Source organism: Vreelandella aquamarina (assembly GCF_900110265.1).
In the GTDB taxonomy this organism is placed as follows: domain Bacteria; phylum Pseudomonadota; class Gammaproteobacteria; order Pseudomonadales; family Halomonadaceae; genus Vreelandella; species Vreelandella aquamarina.
The window spans coordinates 1-16,943 of sequence record NZ_FODB01000039.1; the positions used below are offsets into that span (position 1 = coordinate 1).

The following is a 16,943-nucleotide window of genomic DNA, read 5'->3' on the forward strand; positions in this document are numbered from 1 at the left end:
ATCGATCCAGCCCATCGCCCGCTGCAGCACCAGAGTGCGTATCTGGCTGGTCAGCGAGTGGCGAATGCGCAGCGGATGACGCGCATCGACCAGGTTGTCGCCGAGCGCCTCGATCACGCCGCTACTGTCGAGGGCTTCGCGCAGCAACAAAGCGCCGCTGTCGCTGGTGGTGCGGTGGCCGCTCAGCTCGACACGGACAGAGCCGTTGCACGAGGGCGTCCAGGTGGATAGGCTTTCACCCATAGCGGATGGCTCCCTTGGATCAGGTTCTTGGCGGAACACACTGAATTTTCAAGAGGATACCATCCGCTATCTTCGTTTTCAGGCCGGTCTCATGAATAAGGCGGGTTTAAGGCTTTCCAGCCTTGCGCTTTCATTAGCTTCTCAATCACAGGGGCAATAAGCGCGCAGTACTCACGGGGGCAAAATGTTGAGTAGTTGTCCCACGGTGCCTGCCCCGCATCCCAATGCCCCATAAACGCATCCACTACTTCAGACGCTAAGCCGCTCTCTTTTAGCTGAGTATGTAAATAGTGACGGTTGATATTGAGCGGGGGTGTGTCTCGCCATTGCAGATGCTCTTCCAGCCTAGAGGGAGTCACTTCCTGCGGCGTGCCGGATTGGTTTAAAAACATAAACGGCGTCTCCCACTGTTTCTTAAGATAAAACTCCAAGCGGCCTAGCAGACCCGTGCGATGACGTTGGTAGTACATCAACTGTTCAACCATGAGGCTGGTGAGTGGCAGAAAACGGGCGTGGCTTTGCTGATCATCCGTTTTATCTGCGATGACAATCATGCGCCGTGATAAAGAAATATTTTTCCACTTTGGCAGTGGGTCGCGAATGCTGCGGTAACCGGTCGAAAACATCAGCATAGCGACGGTATAGGCAACGTAGGCGTTGTGCATTGTGAACAGTTCTAGTGGTTGCACGCCCCTTCTAGTGGATTTGACGCGATGCTGCAGGGTAGCAACCAGCTCGCTGACGTATGTCGTTTTAGGTACCAGCTTGGAGCCTACATAGTGAGGGTTGCCAAATGGAGCGAGGTTGGCAGCTGCACAGACGGGCTTAATCCCATCGGATTTAGGCGAAGAGATGGCGCATTGCTGCTCAATCTCGCGCATGGCCTCGACATACTGCTGCTCTATATAGCTTGTGCTGGGCGCGTAGTAATACAAAGACGTTTGCTGGCCGAACGACGGCATACGCCCCGTGATCAGGCAAGCGGCTGTCAAATCCGCATCGCCCGTATTGAGCATATTGAAAAGGTGTGCTCCTAACCGGTGCGCGGTTAGTCGAGCGCCTGTTTTTCGATTGATAGTAGAAAGCAGTTCTTTTACATCCTTTTCCAGCTCTGATCTGCCATCTTTATTGAAGAGGGGGAGTGCACGCTTCCTGACGCGTCGCACAATATATGACGCTTGTGCTTCTATCAGCTGCCAGCTGAATGCGGGGACTGGCAGTGTCAACGATGCCTGAGTCGTACGCATGTGCTTCGGCCACTCCCCCGTCATTTGACGACTGCTTTCGGGCCGCAAAATGCCAGATAGCCACCCAGGGCTGTCACCATGCATAACGATGATGGAGTGTTCGTTGAGAGTACTAGGTGCTTTCTTTTTCATCGGCAACACCTGAGCGTCCAATACACTGCTCAGGCCGCGGCCGGTGGCTAACAGTAACCCGATGACGCACCCAATGCGGCGGCGCTGGCCTGCATCTAATTGATTCAACCGCCGAATAAGCTGGTAAAGATCAAACGTACTCAGCTGCTCCCACCGCCCTGGCAGCAGCTGCGCCGCTTTATCTTGAAAGACCTGCTGGCTGTGGGCACGAAATACCGCCTGTAAAGAGGAGTCGCCCTTTTCTGTTTTAACAGGCTTATCGCTTTGAATAAGCTCAGTAGATGAGCGCTCTTCGGTGATGGATAAACCAGCGGTACGCAGCGTACTTTCGGCGTCTTCATTGATATCTGGGCCGAGTGTTAAGACTGAAGCAGCCGTTGCTTCCCAGCGCTCGTCCGGATCATTATCGAAAAGCCGTTGACGCTGAACGCTGGGTCTTTTTTGTGAATGATGCTCTGCTTTTTCTTGGTACCCGCGTCGCGGTTGCCGCCTATTCAGCCCATAGGCGAAAAAACGGCCTAATTCCTGAATGTAAATATCGTCTTGCTGGCTATCCTCGTCCACGTCATACGCATCGCAGCATATGCTGATTTTGATAGTCGGCTGGTCTAAAGGGGTGAGGAGGTCAATCCAGTCTGCTTCAATGCGCCGTATGACCTTGCAAGCTGCCTCTAGGTTTTTAAGATACGTAGTCGGCTTGAGACGCTTTTCACGTTGTTCCGTAAAACTTTGTTGATCCTGGGCCGCTCGCATATCCAGGCGCCACTGAAACGCCACGTTAATGATGTGAGCGAGCAGCGTGAGTCGTTCGCCCAGCTTTTCTGTCGGTACTTTTGAGCTAGCAAGTTTCAACAACGCGCCATGGATAGGGTTTGTGCCATGAATGCCTTTTTCACCACTCCCTGATTGTGACGTTAATATCAGTTGACCGTTATGCAGGGCGTTTGCCAACGCGGAGAGTGCTGATAAATCCCAGCAGTCGTCACCAATACTGGCTAAATACTCGATCGTTTGGATCAGAAGCGGTTTTATTGTTTCTATACCAAAATAATCGTGCCGTGGCTGAAGAATTTCTTCTAAAAGCTCAAGATATTTAGCGCGTTCATCCATGAAGTCAGTCGCCTCTAATACAGTCGTCGATTAAGACCAAAAGCATCACAGAAAGCAGTCTTATTGCTGAAACGTTCAGACACATTCATTAATAATGCTGGTTGAGCAGCCATGAGCTCATTCCATAGAGCAGCCAAGTAATGCCCCGCATCATTAGGAGAGAGTGCATGGCACGCTTCCGCAGATAACGCGAAAAACAGAGCAGCCACATTTGTTTGTTGACTAAGCGGTGCTTCTACCAGTGTTACGCGCACTTTTTCACTGTCGCGAAAACGGTTTTTCGCGATATACAGGGCATTCAGGTTGGCAAGGCAAAACAGCGGATCGCCATGTTCGCCTCTTTTCGCTTCGTAAACCACCGGCGGGTGCTGCATGAGATACGCCTTTAGCGCCTCATCGGTCATGTCCTGGAGCTCCTTCAAAAAAGGGGTACGAGCTAACAAAACGCGGCGCACCTGGGGCGATAAATATCGGCTGACCTCGATACGCGATAGTGAGACCCTCCTTGAACCACACTCTTTTAGCATTAAGACACCTGGTTTATATGCGTTGTGCACCGTCGTTCACCCTCTTGAGGCATGCCTTTAAGCGTTGCCTTATTATATAGTTACCTTGTTTTTTAATCGGCGCAACCCCTTTTTTTATAAAAATTTATGCATGAATGCGCCATGGAGGGGTTTTGTTTCTTAAGTTTGATGTGTTTTTATAAATAATTGACTTCAATTATTTATTTGTTGATAGAGGCTCCATGGTTAAGTTTTTTCTACAAGGTGTTCAGCGGGTGGTTATCTATGTGGAAGAGTCCTTAAACACGCCTTTATATAATTGAAGTCAATTTAAAAAAGTTATCCATGAAGATGCCATAGAGAGAATTTAAACTGTTTAAGGACTGCACTTTTTAAAGCAATATGCCATCATTGCAACGACGCTTTACACCTGTACAGGACTGCCCATGAACACCACCCCGCTGGCCTACCAGCTCTCTGGCTATATCACAGCGGAAGCCCCGCTCAACGTAAGCTATTTTGGTTTGGATGAGCGGCTGCCGCGCACGCCGCACGGGCAGGTGTTTCTGAATGGAGGCACGCTTCGTGGGCCGCTGCGTAAAGCGGGTTTAAAGATGCTGATACGCGAGCTGGCCGCGTGTCACAACCAGCCAGAAGACCTCATTTTTAATCGCGCACAGATGTATATGCTGGGTGAGGGAATAGATATTACCCGTGATATTAATAACGAAGCCGTTGGCCGCAGCCACGACCCGCGTGCAGAGGCCTTTCTGCGAGACGCCAATCCCTTTATGAGCCTTTTTGGGCGCTGGAAGCTGGCGGGTTATTTAGAGGTCGGGCCGCTACTCACTAGCCAGAGCAATATCATTACCGCAGGCCAAGGTGCCCGTCATGATCAGTTTGAACACGACCCGCGCCTCGTAACCTACTTAAGTGCTGATGAGCAGGCCGCACTGTTAGAGGATATGCGCAACACTCAAGAAAGCATGGTGGAAATTGAAGCGCTGCGCGAGCAGGTGCGTCTCATTAAGGCCGAGTCGCGTAAAACTGAAGAGGTGGCCGCCAGGCAAGCGTTTGCAAAGCAGGTTCGCGATTTAGAGGCGCAAGAGAAGGCACTACGCAAGCAGCGCAGCGGGGCAGAGGAATCCATCAAACACCCGCTGCCGGGGTATGAAGCCATTGCGCCTGGCAGCCAGTTACAAAGTCGCTTACGGCTGGTGGAAGGCTCAGCCAGCCTGCTGGGGCTGCTATTACACTGTTTAGCAGAGTTCTCCCATCGCCCACGCCTAGGCGGTCACTTGGCGAACGGTTTTGGTGCTATTAGCGCAGAGTGGCAAGTGATGCAGCGTTTACCCGGCGAGCGCCAAGCAGAACCGATCGGCACCGTACGTTTAGATGACATGGGCATAGCGCTAGAGGGCGAGCAGCTAGAGCACGCTTGGCAAGCATTTAAAACGGCGCTGCCGACGTATGACTTTACCCTGTTTAGCCGCCAAGCAGCGCGCCAACGGTGGAAGCAGTCAACGTGATGGGCACTGTGCCAGATCTAGCGCTGCGGCAACCCTTTAAGCTGATGCTACAGCTACATACGCCGCTGATACTGCCTAACGTTGTGCCACGTCTTGATACGCTGCTATACGAAGCCGCCTGTCGCCGCGCGCTCGATTGGGCAACCGAACACCCCTTGCCCCTTTTTTATGATGCGGAGCAAGGTGCCTACCGAGCGTCTCAGCTGATTTTTGGCGTCACGCCAAATGCAGGGCTTGAAGCACATAGCGTGGGGATGGTGACGCACCTCCAATCCCTGCCGCTATTGGCTGCACGCAACGTGCGCGCTCCGCTTCGGATCGACGGTGGCGACTGGGCGCCCAAGCTAACAAACCACCCGGGCCGGCTTTGCCCTTATCTGATTTTTTATGCAGAAGGCGACCCCAACGCCTGTGTAGACCTACTGAGTGAGATCCCCTACATCGGTATCGGCTATACGCGAGGGCAGGGGGCCGTCAGCGTGATGAGCACGCAACCACACACGGAAGAGCGCTGGCGGCAGCGCAGTTGGCGCAGTGCTGATATGCATCAAGGCATGGGTTACACCCCTCAAAAAGATCACCTACGTCTGCTGCCGCTAGGTGATGATGAGCCTGTGTATCGGCCACCGCGTATTTTGCGGGAGGTCATAGCATGAACCCCAGGCACCGTGCATATCAGCTGCTTTATCAAGCAACCCATGCGTTACGCCAACACAGCCAGCACGTCACTCTTACGCCGAAAACACCGAGCTGTGCTTGCTGCGAACGGCGCTGGGCAGAGGTAGAGGCCCCGTTTCAAGCGGCTGAATATCGCTACGGAAAAAGCGGTGAAACCGAGTACCTCTGCCTAACCTGCTATACCCCGCGCATCTCCAGCGAAGTGATGCTGGGAATAGAGCGTATGAACATCACCGGTAACACCAGCACCGAGATTTACGGAAAACTGGGCATGTTGGTAGGCTCAGGAGGGGTCGTCACTCCGCAGGCGGAGCTATACCTAACGCTGCCGCCCAAGCTACATGAGAAATACCAACATGGCGAGTGGGGGCAGCAAGGCAGGCTTAGCACTGAAAAACCGCTTGCCCGCCTTATTCAGCTGTTAGTGCAAGGCGCTTTAGCGCCGCTAGAAGATGGCTTTGTATACATCGAAAACTGGGGCCGTAAAGCTGATGGCCTGATGCGGCAGCTAATGCCAACTAACTCACTTCATGAAGTTTGGTGCAACAGTGAGAACGGCGTAAGCGTGCTAGACCTACACGCCATTATATGCACCGCCAACGTGGTGAGCGAACAAGGCATAGAATCCCAGGCAGGCCGCCTTGCCTTCTGGTCACCCATTTTAGATGCCGCAAAAAGCCGCCGCGATGAAGAAGCCTTCGCCAAGTGGCTAACAAAAGTGCCCGACCCCGCCGCGCTGCTGCAGGCACTACCTGCCGACCCTTACAGCAGGCTCAGGCTGCCAGCGGTGCTGGGCATACTCATGCCTTACCGGCAGCAGCTGCTACCCTATTGCGAAACGGCATTCCCCGCTGCGGCAGCGCCTAACCTGGCAAAGGCAGCCAGCCATCAGCCTGAGCAGGGCACGCTGTTTTAGCGCCGCTGCCTATATGCCAGCCAATCAGCAAAAACAGAACCGTGAACGAGAAGGGAATCCCCCACGCTATGCAGGTGTATTACTACGAAGCCAGTGCACTGTGTCATCCAGGCAACCCTCCTGGCCAATCGGTAACGCTGGATAACCACCACCGCACCGCTTGGCAGCTGTTTAGCGGTGATGCCCACTATCCGCAGCAGGAACGGCCATTTGTATTTCGTGCCCAAGCGTTAACCAAAACCCAGCACCTTTTTATAATTCGCTCAGCGGTTCCTTTTCCGCATGCGGAAAAACGTGTGTTAAGCCTCACTCCAGGCACAACGCTGGCGTTGGAGTGGCACTGGGTGCCGACGGTAGCTACTCGCCTATCGCCCAGCGGTGAACGGCTACCCCGCAGCCAGCATACCTTGGCCCCGCGTGAGCGCTGGGAGCATCTGGTAGCCGAACGTATGCAGCGCCAAGGGTGGGCGTTAGCGCCTGAAAGCCTGTGTTTTTACCCCCAAGGCCGCTGGCCACTAAAGCACTCATCGACGCAGCACACGGTTGTCAGCGTGCGCGCACAAGCCACCGTGGTAGATGCGACGCTCGCCGCTGCTGCCTGGCTGCAAGGGGTTTCCCGTTTGCGTGCTTATGGCATGGGGATGCTATGCGCTTGCCCATCTGCCTAGAGTGCAGTCACTATTTATCGAAAAGCGCGGAATACTCCATCCAAGCCACCGCATTGGGTGGAGATGAATAGCGCGGCGTCCACCGGATGCCCTTGCTGTTGATTTGCACAGTGCTATACTGCTGATGTCAACACGACCTACCGAGGGGCACTCGGAAAGTGACGTCTGTGGAGACGATGTGAGACCTGGGGGATAGGCGTTGGTTCGTCACCGTAAAAATCCCCACTGGGACTTTACGGCGATAACCAAGCCATTCCCTCGGGCAGTCGTCTTGGAAGCAGAAACCAGGGAGGTAACGACCTGGGAATCCGCCACTACAATCTCTGATTTAGTGGTCGGAGGATGTCAATGCTATGATGACGCCGTTCCGCCTTTGCGGACGTGTTTGCAACGGTCTGCAGACTTCTATGGAACGTCTGTTACTCTCGCCCTTGCGGGAATAGAGTTGAAGAAAGTGTTGCAAGCAGCATAGGTAACGGCGGTGCCTCAGTCGGCTGGGGCGCTCGCTTTCTCCTCTTTTTAGATACCCTCGCCCATGCACCCGGTTCTTAGCTACCTCAGTGACCAACTGCCCAAGCGTTCAGGCTTCAAGCGTAACTCTGTGCAAATAGCCTATGCGGAGGCGCTGATTGACGGCCTGGCGCAAACAGGGAAAATCCATTTTGTTGAGGGTGACACCGGCATCGGCAAGTCGATTGCCTACCAGCTGGCACTGGCAGACTGGGTAGCAAAAGGCAAGCTAATGGGCGGCGAGCAGGCGTCACGCCGCGCTATTGTGTCGACCCACTCCCGAGCGCTACAGCGCCAACTTCTGCAGCCTGATAACCTCGCCATTGTGCGTGATTACCTGCACCACAACGGGTTGCCGCCGCTTACCTTTTCCCTACGCATGGGGCGCGAAAACTACTTAAACCCGGAACGGCTGGCGCTGCTATTAGGTGCACCCAACTTAGAAGCAGCGTTAAAAAGCCCACGGCTACCCCAAGCCCAGCGCCAGTTAGCCCAATGGGCCATGGAAAGCGATGGCTGCCTGTTAGAGCTAGACACCGCACTGCTGCCAGAAGGCTGTCAGCTGTCAGATATTGCCCTGCGCCCCAACGACCCGCTACCCGAAAACGTAGATGCCCAGCAGCAAGCGGCGCAGCAAAGCGATGTGCTAATCATTAATCATGCGCTGCTAGCGGTAGACCTAATAACGCAAGGCAATATTACCCAAGCCGCCGCCCCTTACGCGCTGCTGCTGGATGAAGCCGAGCACTACCCTGAAATTGCCGAAGCGTTGCTCAGCCACCGCGTCTCGCTACACACAACCACGCAGCTGCTCTCGCAACTAAAACAGCACCGCGTCGCCAAGCAGTGGCAAACCCTGCTAGATAACATGACCGACAGTGACCGCGCAGGCCATGCCCACCGCCCCACCCAATACCAAGCAGAGGCACTGCAGTGCGCCGTCACCGCCCTGTTAAAACTACGCCTGCGTGAACACAGCCATACTCCTGCCCTATGGCAAGAGTGGCGGCACGTACGCCAGCGTGTTGAGAGTATTGCCATGCGTTTGCGGGAAGCCAGCCGCTACCTAGTGCTGGATTACTCCCCCGTGCGCGGCTTGCCCGGTGTAGTTGCCCATGCGCCCAGTGCCGCCGCCAGCTTAAAAGCCGGGGCGAAGGCGCGGGCAACGTTAATGACATCGGCCACTCTGTCAGACCTAGACCATGCACCCGGTGAAAGCCCGCACTTTCGCTATATGCGCAGCCGCCTACAGCTGCCCGTTACCCACCCGCGCAGTGGGTTGCAGCGCAGCTTTCAAGCCCAGGCGTTTGGCACGCTGCGCTTTCGCTTACCCCGTGGCCTGCCGCATCCCCTGGTGAAGAAAGAGGATGAGCGTTTTCAGCTAGCTGCTAATTATTGCCATCAAGTGCTGCCTTATATCACCGACCAGCCAGGGCGCACGCTGGTGCTATGTGCCAGCTATGCAGATGTAGCGGCCTTGGAAGCTGCCTGGCCACGTGAACATGCCCAACGGCTCGTAGCGCATCACCCAGGTAGCGGGCTAAGTGATATGGTGGCAAGCTTAACGAATGAGGCCATTTTGCTAACGCCCGCCGGGTGGGAAGGGCTTTCGCCCAGCCGTGAAGGCAATCAAGCGTATTGGCAGCACGTGGTAGTGCTACGCAACCCCCGCCCCATGGTCAGCCAAGTAGAGCAATACCTAGTAGAACAAATGCTGATCAACCGCCAAGTAACTGCAGCTGACGCCACCCATATTGCTAAAGGTGCGCTGATGCGCAAAAGCACCGTGCGCACCCTGCACAAACTACGCCAAGGGTTAGGCCGGGCCATTCGCCATCCTGATGATGATGTGCTGATCACCCTGCTAGAACCGCGCATTCCCAGGCCATCTGGCACCGCTGCCTGCCAGGGCGTACACACCCAACAGGTGCTGCTAGGGGCAATACCCGCACGGTTTTACGCCGCCTATCAACAGGCAGAAGAACCCGGTGGGCAGCAAACGGTTAAGTCACTGAATGCCCCAGCGCTCACCGCGCTTCTATAATGCGATAATAGAACAGCTTACTACCTGTCGTTGTGAGCGCAGCGAAGCAATCTCTCCTCTGTCATCGCGAGCGAAGCGCGGCGATCTCGGGTTTTGAAGCAGCCTCACACCCTGTAATGAAAAACCTACAGTTCCTGTTACCAAGTTTTACAACTTTTTTTACCACAAGCCCTAAAGATTCCCCGCGCCGCGCCGTTAACTAATACAACGGCGCACACAGTGGCCGAAAAGCGGGCCTTCAAGGCCAGTGTTAACGCAAGGAGAATCACCCCATGTCAGTGATCAATACCAACATTACTTCCATGATTGGCCAGTCTAATCTGAGCAAGAGCCAAAACGCATTACAAACCAGCATGGAAAGGCTTTCCTCTGGTCTGCGTATCAACAGCGCCAAGGATGATGCGGCCGGTCAAGCCATCGCCAACCGCATGAGCGCACAGATCACCGGTCTGTCTCAGGCTCAGCGTAACGCCAACGACGGCATCTCCATCGCCCAGACCGCCGAAGGCGCACTGAACCAGATCAACGATAACGTCCAGCGCATCCGTGAACTGACCGTTCAGGCGCAAAACGGTACCAACTCTACTGATGATCTTCGGTCCATCCAGGATGAGATTGACCAGCGCACATCTGAAATTGACCGTATCTCTGATGAGACCAACTTCAACGGCGTCAAGGTGCTCTCCAAGGACGATAGCATCTCCATTCAGGTCGGCGCCAACGACGGTGAGACTATTAGCGTCAAGCTGGAACAAACCAATTCCGAACAACTGGGACTGAGTGACCTGGACGTCACCAACCTGCCGAAAGCGTATGACCGTTCAACCGCGGATGATGCTGCAACTGCTGATTCCGAGCTTGTCATCAACGATAACAGCGATGGCGCGCTTGCTAATGCCAAAGTTGTCACAGTCAATGATGGCGATGCAGATGTTGCATACATCCAGACTGAAGATGGAAAGTTCTTCGAAACAGCCGTGGCATACGATGGCGATGCTGATACAGTAACAGTAACAGCAGACGCTGACGCCATGACTGAAGCTGAAGCAAACGCGGCCGGCCTGACACCGCTGAACAACATTGATGAGTCGCTGAAGACCATCGATAGTTTCCGTTCTGACCTCGGTGCTGTGCAAAATCGCTTCGAGTCGGCGATCACCAATCTGAGCACTAATGAGACCAACCTCTCTGCCGCCCGCTCACGCATCGAAGATGCAGACTACGCCACTGAAGTGGCGAACATGACCAAGTCCCAGATTCTGCAGCAGGCTGGTACTTCTGTCCTCGCTCAGGCCAACCAGATTCCGCAGAACGTCCTGTCTCTGCTGGGTTAATTGGTTAGCTGGCAAGACTGAAGTGGTAAGTAATGACGGGGCCGAAAGGCCCCGTTTTTAATGTTTATAACAGCAAGATAGTCAGGAGCTGGTTTTCATGGCGTGTACTATTTGTGGCTCAGGCAGCCATGACAAAAGAAACTGCCCACAGCCCGCGCGCTGTTCTGGCTGCGGCGGAATCGGGCACAATATTCAAACGTGCCCGAATGCTCGGCGTTGCAGCATTTGCAATAGCTACAAGCACGACAAGCGCAACTGCCCCGATCGATAACCTCGCTTTTTTGGCGTTTTTTGGCGCTTTGCCGGTGAGCTTTCCAGTTACTATTTCCCTCATGGATCAAAGCAGGCGCGGCTGACGCTCGGGCCATTTCACTGCTATTCAGGAGCACTGTGCATGACAACCCAAGATGTGGCATCGCCCGCTTACAATGTAGACACCGAGCTTGAGGCCATTCGCCATAAGCTGAAGGCCAGTGACAAGGCCGAGTGGGAAGCCGCGCTGGAGCAGCTTGACGCGGTGGAAGCCCAAGCACCCGGCAATGCTGAGGCGCAGTGTTTGCGTGGTTATGCCCATGCACAGCTTGAGCAGCCGCAAAAAGCGCTGAATGCCTTGGTGGAGGCCTCTTATCTGCGGCCCGACGACTTCACTCTGTTTTATCACTTGGCTAAACAGCACGCCCGGCTGGGCCACGACCGTGCGGCGCTGGGCGCGCTACGGCGCTGCCATCAATTAGCGCCCAAACATACAGAAACCAAGCGCCTGCTGGCTGCATTGTGCTTTGCCAATGGTGCTAAAACAGAAGCAGAGGCTTGGCGGCATAAGGCCGTACTGGAAAAGCCATTTTTTGCGGCCAACTTAAGCACAAAACAGACTCAACTGCGTGTGCTGGTGTTGCAGTCAGCGTATTCCACTGATTGGGGACTCAATCGCAAAGAATTTGCGATTCAACTGGGAGAAGGGCACAACAATTTATCGGGGCTGCTGGATGCAGTGCACGTACAGCGTGTTGTGTTCTACGTGGATGAGCTGGATAACCACCCGGAGACGTTGCGCAAACTGCCGGACGTTGATGTTGTTTATAATAACATTACCGATGCTGAGCGCTGTGAACATGCGCTTGGGCTGGCTGAGCGCATTTGCCAGCGGCTAAACAAGCCCGTGATTAACTCGCCGCAAGCCGTGCTGGGCGCTTCCCGGGAAGGCAACTATGCGCGCTTTAAAGATCACCCGGAGATCATTCTGCCGCGTAGCATCAAGCTGGAAGGGGTAACGGGGAATTGCCGCGACGCCATCCGCGAGGCGCTGCACGCCCATGATTTAGCGCTGCCGTTAATCGTGCGGGTCGCGGGCTACCAGAACGGTAAGCTGATGCATAAGGTAGAAGACGTGGAGCACCACGACTTTGCCAATATCGACGCATTATTGGCCGAGGCGCCGCAAACGCTGTACTGCATTCAGTATCACGACAGCGGGCTGGACCACCCGCGGGCACCGGGCGCGCGGTTGTACCCCAAGTACCGCGCTTTCTGGATTAATGGCCAGCTTTACCCGACGCACGTACGCTTTGGGCACGGCGATTGGAACGTGCACATGCCCGAGCACAAGCCCACGGTGAAACGGTTCCCCTGGTTGATTGACGAGTGGGAGCGGGACTATTTTGCCGCCCCGGCCGATATGCTGCCTGAAGGCCAGTGGCAGGCGTTGGAAAACGCTTTGGGAGATGTCGGCGTCGATTACCTGGGGGTCGATTTTGCCGTGCTGACAGAGCCAGGCAATGCCGACAGGCTGGTCGTGTTTGAAACGAATCCGGCGATGCGCAACTTTCTTGATCAGCTTTCGCAGGGCACGCCGGAGTACGATGCGTCTTACCGGGCTATTCACGCCGCACATGATATGTTTGCCGCACGGGCTGGGGTGGAGCCTTGGGCGTATTCCTTACACTCCGGCAAGCCCGCTGAAGAGCTCCCCCAATCTGAAGACCTGACCCCGTTCGATTGGCAGTTCACGGGGCGGGCAGTAGTATTGGACAACGCGGCTTATCTCCCGCGGCACCCATGCTTTCGGCAATGGGTCGATACCAATGCGTTGGCCATTGTCTCGTTCGACCCCGCCGCACGAGTCAACTCACACGATGTTGGCAATATCGAAGAGTTCCAGCATATTCCCCATGCCCTACTAGGCAACGGCGGTCAGACTACGCTGTACCATACGCTCGATGAGACGCTGAGCGCGTCCCTGCCACCATTGCCTCCCGAGCGATTGCCGGAAGGCCTTCGTGAAGGATCGCGAGTACTCGCTCGCGTCCCAATCAATACAGTGGCACTGGATAATATCGAAGGCCTGAAGAGTCTCGATTGGCTGATACTGGATGAGTTCTCAGACGCGATCACCATTTTGGAGAATGGCGTAAATGCGCTCGCCGATACATTGTTGCTGCAAATCGGCGTGGCGTTCTCGCCTACCCACGAGCGCCAGCCAACGCTAGCGGAAGTGAGCCATTGGGCAAGCCGGCATGGCTTCACGTTCTATCGCTTCTATCAGCCGCGCCACCGCAGCATGCTACCCGAGAGAGCAGATATCGAAGCGCCGCAGTCTACACAGCTGGTGAGTGCGGAGGCCCTGTTTATACCCGATGCGGCTCGTTTCGAACGGCTTAGCGACAATCAATGCAAGCGTTTGGCCTTTATTTTGGACACAGCTTTTGGCATTCATGACTTAGCCTACCGATTGTTGGTCCAGCATGACACGGCTCTCGCCGATACGTACCTGCAGGCACGTGGCTACCTTCCCCTTCAGGAAGCCCTACATGAAGACGAGCACGATTCCCAAGTCGATATCGCGCATTGACGACCACTCGCTACGTTGCCGTGCGACTCTGGAGCTCACCATGCCTCACTGCGCCGACGCACGGCACATAGCCGGTCAGAACACCCTGCACAACATCGTGGTAGGTGAGGTTGACAAATGAGCACGCCACTGACGCTTGACCCTAAAGATTGGCAGGCGCTGGAAAGCGCCTTCCACCGCGCCGTGAGCGCTGGCTTCGTGCATTATCAAACGCTAGAAGAACAGCCTGTCTGGCGGCCGGCGCCGGAAGGCATCAAGTCGGTATTCCAAGCATCCTTGCCAGCCTACCCCAGGCCCTTGGAGCAATTGCTTGATCAGTTTTGCGACCAGCTGCTGCCTTATGGAAATGGCAATACCCACCCTAGCTTTTTTGGCTGGGTGCATGGCGGTGGCAACCTCTATGGTGCGTTAGGCGAGCTCTGTGCGGCACTGCTCAACAGCAACTGCGGTGGGCGTGATCATATTGCCCATCAGGTAGAGCACCAAGTGCTGGAGTGGAGCCGGGAAATGTTCGGCTTTCCCGCGAACAGCTCAGGGTTGCTCACCTCGGGTACCTCCATGGCGACGGTTATAGCTCTGGCGGTGGCTCGCCAGGAAGCGGCAGGCCCCGCCATGAAAACCCAAGGCCTGCAAGGTCATACAGCGCCTTTGGTCGGTTACTGCTCGTCGCAAAGTCATAACTCGGTGCTCAAAGCGTTTCAGCTACTTGGGCTTGGCGGTAATGCCCTGCGTGCCATTCCCGTCAATGATGATTTCACGTTGGATACCCACGCCTTAGCGGAACAGATCGCCGCTGATCGCGCCGCTGGGGCACACCCTTTCTGCGTGGTTGCCACGGTCGGTACGGTCAATACCGGTGCCATTGACGATATCGATGCGATTCATGCCCTCTGCCAACAAGAGAGCCTTTGGTTGCATATCGATGCCGCCTTTGGTGGGGCCGTGGCGCTGCTCGAAGAATACCAAGCGTCCTTGAGTGGCGTTCAGTACGCCGACTCGATTGCCTTTGATTTCCACAAATGGTTTCAGGTGCCTTATGCCGTGGGCGGACTCCTGGTCAAAGATGCCCAGGCCCATCAGGCCACGTTTTCTGAGCGTAAAGAATACCTTGCATCCGATGCAGTAGGGCTTTCTGCCGGTGCCCCGTGGTTTTGTGACTTGGGGCCTGAGTTATCGCGCGGTTTTTTGGCGCTCAAAGTGTGGTTCACCTTCCAAGGGTTGGGTGCCGAACGCATGGCGGCGGTCGTGCGCAAACACTGTCAGTTGGCGCAGGCGACCGCCAAACAGGTCGATGAGATATCCACGCTGGAACGATTGGCGCCGGTGCCCCTGAACATTGTTTGCTGTCGCTATGTGCCGCTTCGATGCCAACTTGGTGTCCAAGGGGGGCAGCCCCCTGTGGGTTACCTTGATGCGCTGAATAAAGCCATCGTCACGCAACTTCAATTACAAGGGGTGGCGGCCCCTTCGACCACCACGCTTCACGGCCAGCTAGCCATCCGAATCGCGATTGTGAACCACCGAACCGAGATGACCCACATGACGGAACTTGCCGAGGCCATTCAGCAACTAGGGCGGCGCATCGATACACACTTTGCTCCGCTGTTACAGCCGACCCACTGGCACTTGATGCAAGGCGGTGATGCGCGGTTGTTGGTCGATCCCGACACTGGCCTTAACCGCTATGGGTGTTCGCCTTCCCCTCGCGATAATGCCTTTACGTTTGCGTCGTCTACCGCCACCTCCGTTTCCACTCCGGCGTATCAAGCGGCTGATGCCTATCGGCAGCAGATATTGCATGACTGTGTTCATGCCAATGACGTTACCCCCTTGGCTGATCACTGTCGCGCGCTGGAGGCGAAGATGGCCAACATGCTGGGTATTGCGGACCTGAAGCCCGACCTGCATCTCTCACCGTCAGGCACCGATTCACAGCTTCACGTGGTCGCGGCCATGACCACTGCGGTGCAAGGCAAGTGGGTGAGCATCGTGTGTGGGGCGGATGAAACCGGTAGCGGCACGCCGTTTTCGGTGACGGGTTGCCACTTCGATGCCACAACGTGCCTGGGGCATACGGTGACTAAAGGCGAACGTTTGGCAGGCATGCCGCCTATCGGGTATGTGGGTATCCCCTTCAAAGCTGACGATGGACGCTTCTATACGTTGCAGGAAATGGATGAACGTATCGAAGTCAGGGTGGCGGAGGAAATGGAAAAGGGTCAGCAGGTCATGCTGCATGCCATGGATCAATCCAAGTTTGGTTGCTGGGCACCCTCTCCCTCGTTATTGGACCGGCTGCGTCAACGCTATGGCGAACGTCTCCAAGTGATTATCGATGCCTGCCAGTTGCGCATCGATACAGAAGACCTACGCGACCACCTCGCCAAAGGCGATATTGTGCTGGTGACGGGCTCCAAGTTCTTCACCGGGCCTCCTTTCAGCGGGGCGGCCATTTTCCCTCACGCGCTTTCGCACCGGTTATCTCAGTGCGGAAAAAAATTGCCTAGCGGCCTGACCGATTATCTGCCAAAGGCGGATTTAGGGTTGTGGGAAACGCTGCTTCCCGATGCGCCCACGCCCCTGACCATCGGCATGTACTTACGCTGGTATGCCGCGCTCACCGAAGCCGAGCGCTACTACCAAGTGCCTAAAGACAAACGCATCGCCGGGCTCGATGGGTTTGGTCGAGCGGTGATGCAGATGATTAGGCAGCACCCCCACTTAGAGGCGCTCTTTGATACCACCGACCCCTGGTGGGCGCGTACCGAAATGCACGGGGATGAGCTAGGTACCCGGCGCAGTATCTTCCCGTTTCTGATGCGCGATGCGCACGGGCGTTATCTGAGCCAAGATCAAGTCAAAACGCTGTACGAACAGCTCAACCGCGATATGAGCGATCACCCAGAACTAACAGAAAGTGACAAAGCCCTGGCCGCGCAGTGTTGCCATATTGGCCAGCCGGTCAAGATTGAAGGCAAACACACATCGGCGCTACGTATCAGCATGGGCGCCCGCATTCTTTCCGATGGTTGGCACGATGGCGTGCATGACAGCCACCACCTGGAAGAAGAGCTGCGTCAAGTGCGTTTGATCTTGGAGAAACTGACACTTTGTATCCGGCGGTTTATCGCTGAAGGTGTAGGTTGCTGATGCGTTTTACATCTTGGATGACCTATCT

General features: G+C 55.3%; 12 protein-coding genes. 9 read left to right on the top strand and 3 right to left on the bottom strand.

Annotated elements, in window-relative coordinates; genetic code table 11:
• The 3 genes from BMY49_RS11440 to BMY49_RS11450 all read right to left on the bottom strand — a co-directional run.
• Positions 1–282, bottom strand: a 282-nt coding sequence (locus tag BMY49_RS11440) for a transposase (protein ID WP_208596190.1), incomplete at its 3' end; no start/stop codon positions are given.
• A gap of 50 nt (positions 283–332) precedes the next feature.
• The gene (locus tag BMY49_RS11445) at positions 333–2,732 is read right to left on the bottom strand and encodes a hypothetical protein (RefSeq protein ID WP_089675608.1); all 2,400 of its coding nucleotides are present in this window, start codon (positions 2,730–2,732) and stop codon (positions 333–335) included.
• Between the two features lie 14 nt (positions 2,733–2,746).
• Entirely contained in the window at positions 2,747–3,136 is a 390-nt protein-coding gene (locus BMY49_RS11450) for a hypothetical protein (protein WP_089675609.1), read from the bottom strand.
• Between the two features lie 548 nt (positions 3,137–3,684).
• On the opposite strand from BMY49_RS11450, the gene BMY49_RS11455 reads away from it, so the two are divergent.
• The 9 genes from BMY49_RS11455 to BMY49_RS11495 all read left to right on the top strand — a co-directional run bounded on the left by BMY49_RS11455 (position 3,685) and on the right by BMY49_RS11495 (position 16,915).
• Positions 3,685–4,767: a hypothetical protein gene (locus BMY49_RS11455; protein WP_089675610.1), complete on the top strand. Its 1,083-nt coding sequence runs from the start codon at positions 3,685–3,687 to the stop codon at positions 4,765–4,767.
• Positions 4,749–5,423 carry a hypothetical protein gene (locus BMY49_RS11460; RefSeq protein WP_167359369.1) on the top strand — a complete coding sequence of 225 codons (675 nt, stop codon included), beginning with the start codon at positions 4,749–4,751 and terminating at the stop codon, positions 5,421–5,423. The genes BMY49_RS11455 and BMY49_RS11460 overlap by 19 nt, the downstream gene beginning before the upstream one ends.
• The gene (locus BMY49_RS11465; RefSeq protein WP_089675612.1) at positions 5,420–6,361 is read left to right on the top strand and encodes a hypothetical protein; all 942 of its coding nucleotides are present in this window, start codon (positions 5,420–5,422) and stop codon (positions 6,359–6,361) included. The genes BMY49_RS11460 and BMY49_RS11465 overlap by 4 nt, the downstream gene beginning before the upstream one ends.
• A gap of 41 nt (positions 6,362–6,402) precedes the next feature.
• Positions 6,403–7,029, top strand: a complete 627-nt coding sequence (locus tag BMY49_RS11470) for a type I-E CRISPR-associated protein Cas6/Cse3/CasE (protein WP_143058126.1) — start codon at positions 6,403–6,405, stop codon at positions 7,027–7,029.
• Positions 7,030–7,564: 535 nt separating this feature from the next.
• Positions 7,565–9,583: a helicase C-terminal domain-containing protein gene (locus tag BMY49_RS11475; RefSeq protein WP_089675614.1), complete on the top strand. Its 2,019-nt coding sequence runs from the start codon at positions 7,565–7,567 to the stop codon at positions 9,581–9,583.
• A gap of 272 nt (positions 9,584–9,855) precedes the next feature.
• On the top strand, positions 9,856–10,917 hold the full coding sequence (locus BMY49_RS11480) for a FliC/FljB family flagellin (RefSeq protein WP_089675615.1): 1,062 nt from the start codon (positions 9,856–9,858) through the stop codon (positions 10,915–10,917).
• A gap of 32 nt (positions 10,918–10,949) precedes the next feature.
• Positions 10,950–11,273, top strand: a complete 324-nt coding sequence (locus BMY49_RS17445; RefSeq protein ID WP_089675616.1) for a hypothetical protein — start codon at positions 10,950–10,952, stop codon at positions 11,271–11,273.
• 38 nt (positions 11,274–11,311) lie between these two features.
• Positions 11,312–13,765 (top strand): hypothetical protein, encoded by a 2,454-nt coding sequence (locus BMY49_RS11490; RefSeq protein ID WP_089675617.1) that lies wholly within the window; start codon positions 11,312–11,314, stop codon positions 13,763–13,765.
• Positions 13,766–13,882: 117 nt separating this feature from the next.
• Entirely contained in the window at positions 13,883–16,915 is a 3,033-nt protein-coding gene (locus BMY49_RS11495; RefSeq protein WP_208596191.1) for a pyridoxal phosphate-dependent decarboxylase family protein, read from the top strand.
• Positions 16,916–16,943: the final 28 nt, after the last annotated feature.

Coding starts and splice junctions, on each gene's coding strand:
- BMY49_RS11475 (WP_089675614.1), top strand. CDS start 7,565: ATGCACCCGGTTCTTAGCTACCTCAGTGACCAACTGCCCAAGCGTTCA.
- BMY49_RS11495 (WP_208596191.1), top strand. CDS start 13,883: ATGAGCACGCCACTGACGCTTGACCCTAAAGATTGGCAGGCGCTGGAA.
- BMY49_RS11455 (WP_089675610.1), top strand. CDS start 3,685: ATGAACACCACCCCGCTGGCCTACCAGCTCTCTGGCTATATCACAGCG.
- BMY49_RS11465 (WP_089675612.1), top strand. CDS start 5,420: ATGAACCCCAGGCACCGTGCATATCAGCTGCTTTATCAAGCAACCCAT.
- BMY49_RS11490 (WP_089675617.1), top strand. CDS start 11,312: ATGACAACCCAAGATGTGGCATCGCCCGCTTACAATGTAGACACCGAG.
- BMY49_RS11445 (WP_089675608.1), bottom strand. CDS start 2,732: ATGGATGAACGCGCTAAATATCTTGAGCTTTTAGAAGAAATTCTTCAG.
- BMY49_RS11450 (WP_089675609.1), bottom strand. CDS start 3,136: ATGACCGATGAGGCGCTAAAGGCGTATCTCATGCAGCACCCGCCGGTG.
- BMY49_RS17445 (WP_089675616.1), top strand. CDS start 10,950: ATGACGGGGCCGAAAGGCCCCGTTTTTAATGTTTATAACAGCAAGATA.
- BMY49_RS11480 (WP_089675615.1), top strand. CDS start 9,856: ATGTCAGTGATCAATACCAACATTACTTCCATGATTGGCCAGTCTAAT.